This window comes from Protofrankia sp. CiP1_Cm_nod1, from assembly GCF_920888515.1.
Lineage (GTDB): Bacteria > Actinomycetota > Actinomycetes > Frankiales > Frankiaceae > Protofrankia.
In genome coordinates this window covers 1-2,585 of record NZ_CAKKTM010000279.1, presented here as the reverse complement: position 1 = coordinate 2,585, position 2,585 = coordinate 1, and the positions used below count along the sequence as shown (strand labels likewise).

General features: G+C 71.3%; 2 protein-coding genes. Both read left to right on the top strand.

What is annotated here, in order from left to right:
• On the top strand, nucleotides 1–470 hold a 470-nt coding region (locus NBX02_RS12690), incomplete at its 5' end, for an ACT domain-containing protein (RefSeq protein ID WP_250291483.1).
• A 172-nt stretch (nucleotides 471–642) separates the two neighbouring features.
• Nucleotides 643–2,585 (top strand): RelA/SpoT family protein (locus tag NBX02_RS12685; protein ID WP_250291480.1); only part of this gene is annotated, 1,943 nt, incomplete at its 3' end.

Sequence of the window (2,585 nt, the reverse complement as noted above, 5' to 3'; positions counted from 1 at the left end):
CGGCCGGCGACCCGGGGGTGATCGTCAACGGCGCCGAGGACGTGTGGTCGAAGCTCGCCCACTGCTGCACACCGATGCCCGGGGACGCGATCGCCGGGTTCGTCACCCGGGGCAAGGGCGTCTCGGTCCACCGCCAGGACTGCCCGAATCTGGCTACTTTGTGTAATAGTTCTCGTGACCGGACGGTGCCGGTCGAGTGGGCCGCCTCCTCGGGGTCGGTGTTCCTCGTCGTCATCCAGGTCGAGGCGACCGACCGCACGCGTCTGCTCTCCGACGTCACCCGGGTGTTGACCAACCACCATGTCAACATCCTCTCGGCGTCGGTGACGACGACCAAGGACCAGCACGCGGTCAGCCGGTTCACCTTCGAGATGGGGGACACCAAGCATCTCGGCCACATCCGGGACGCCGTGCGCTCGATCGACGGTGTGCACGACTGTTACCGGATCGCCTCCGGGGCGAGGTGCTGACCATGCTGGTGCGGTGGGGGGATCCGGCGGTTCCCGGCGGGAGGGGCCGCCGGCCGGGTCCGCGTCGTCGATGTCGCCGTGACGGGGGGCTGTCACCGGCGGACGGCGGGGGCACGGAGCTGTTCCGCGCCGGGGCGCACCGAGGCACCGGGACGTATCGAGGGGGAGCACTATGGACGCTGAGATCGTAGGTGCCGGGATGCAGGGCGCGGCGCTGCCCGCGCGGATGGACCGATCCAGCGGGGGGCAGGCCGGCGGTGGGGAGGACGCCTCACGGACCCTCGCGGCCGCCTGGCTGGCCGGCAGCCGGCTGGCCCACCTCGCCCGCCGGGTGGCGGCGGCCCGAAGTTCGCCCCCGGAGCCACTCGTACCACCCGTCCTGCGGGGGATCATCGACAGGCACTGCCAGCACCATCCCAAGGCCGACGTCGCTCTCATCGTCCGCGCCTACGAGGTCGCCAACCGCCAGCACGCCGGCCAGATGCGGCACAGCGGCGATCCGTACATCACCCATCCGCTGGCGGTCACCGACATCCTCGCCGAGCTCGGGGTGGACACCACCACCGTCGTCGCGGCCCTCCTGCACGACACGGTCGAGGACACCGGCTACACCCTGGAGGCCGTCACGGCGGACTTCGGCCCGGAGGTCGCCAACCTCGTCGACGGGGTGACCAAGCTCGACAAGATGCGTTTCGGGGACGCGGCCGAGGCCGAGACGCTGCGGAAACTGATCGTCGCGCTGGCCAGGGACTACCGGGTCCTGCTCATCAAGATCGCCGACCGGCTGCACAACATGCGGACCCTCGGCTTCAAGTCCCCGCCCAAGCAGGCGCGCATCGCCCGGGTGACGCTGGAGATCCTCGCGCCGCTGGCGCACCGGCTCGGCGTGAACGTCATCAAGCGGGAGTTGGAGGACCGGTCGTTCGCCGTCCTGTATCCCGACGAGTACACCCGGATCCAGGCGGTGGTCGACACCTTCACGGCCGCGGAGGGTGAGTCCGGCCAGCTCGCCTCGGTCGTCGACAAGCTTGCCAGCGGCCTGGCCGAGGCGCGCATCGACGCCAGGGTCTCGGCCCGCACCAGCCACCTCTTCTCGATCTACAAGCGGGCCCAGGAGCGCGGCTTCGAGGCACGGGACTACAACGACATCGCCCGCGTCCTGATTCTCGTCGATTCAATCACCGATTGTTACGAGGCGCTCGGGGAAGTACACGCCCTGTGGCGACCGGCGCCGGGGCGGCTGCGCGACTTCGTGGCCACGCCCAAGTTCAACATGTACCAGTCGCTGCACACCACCGTCATGGACCCGGCCGGCAAGCCCGTCGACATCCAGATCCGTACGGACGCGATGCACCGGCTCGCCGAGACCGGGATCATCGCCCGGCCGGTCGGGCCGTCCGCGGACGGCGCCCGGCTGGAGGGCCTGGCCTGGCTGCACAGCCTGCTCGACTGGGAGGGCGACGCCAAGGATCCCGGCGAGTTCCTGGAGTCGCTGTCGGCGGACCTCGACTCCGACGAGGTGCTCATCTTCACCCCCAAGGGGCGGATCATCGCGCTGCCGGCGCGGTCCACGCCGGTCGACCTCGCCTACGCCGTCCACACCGAACTCGGGCACCGGGCCATCGGCGCGCGGGTCAACGGCCGGCTGGTCCCGCTGCACACCCGGCTGCGCAACGGCGACGTGGTGGAGATCCTGCGCTCGGGGCTGCCGGACGCCGGCCCCTCCGAGGACTGGCTGGATTTCGTCAAGACCTCCCGGGCCCGGGTACGGATCCGCCGTGGGCTGACCAGGCAGCGGCGGGAGACCAGCGGCCAGCAGCCGGATCCCGGACACCCCGCTGACCGGCAGCCGGGACACCCGGATGCCCGCCAGGACGATACCCGGGATCCTGGCCCGCTCCCCCCCGGCAGCCAGCATCCGGACACCGGCACCGGCATCGGCACCGGCGGTGACATCAACAGTGATGACAGTGACTGTGATCACAGTGACAGTGACGGCAGTGACAGTGATGCCGGCAGCGGCGTCGGCGCCGCCCCCAGGGCCGGCACCGGCACCGCCCCGGAAGCCTCCGACCGGCCCGCGGCCACGGCCCCGTGGCCCGCGGCCCCGTGGCC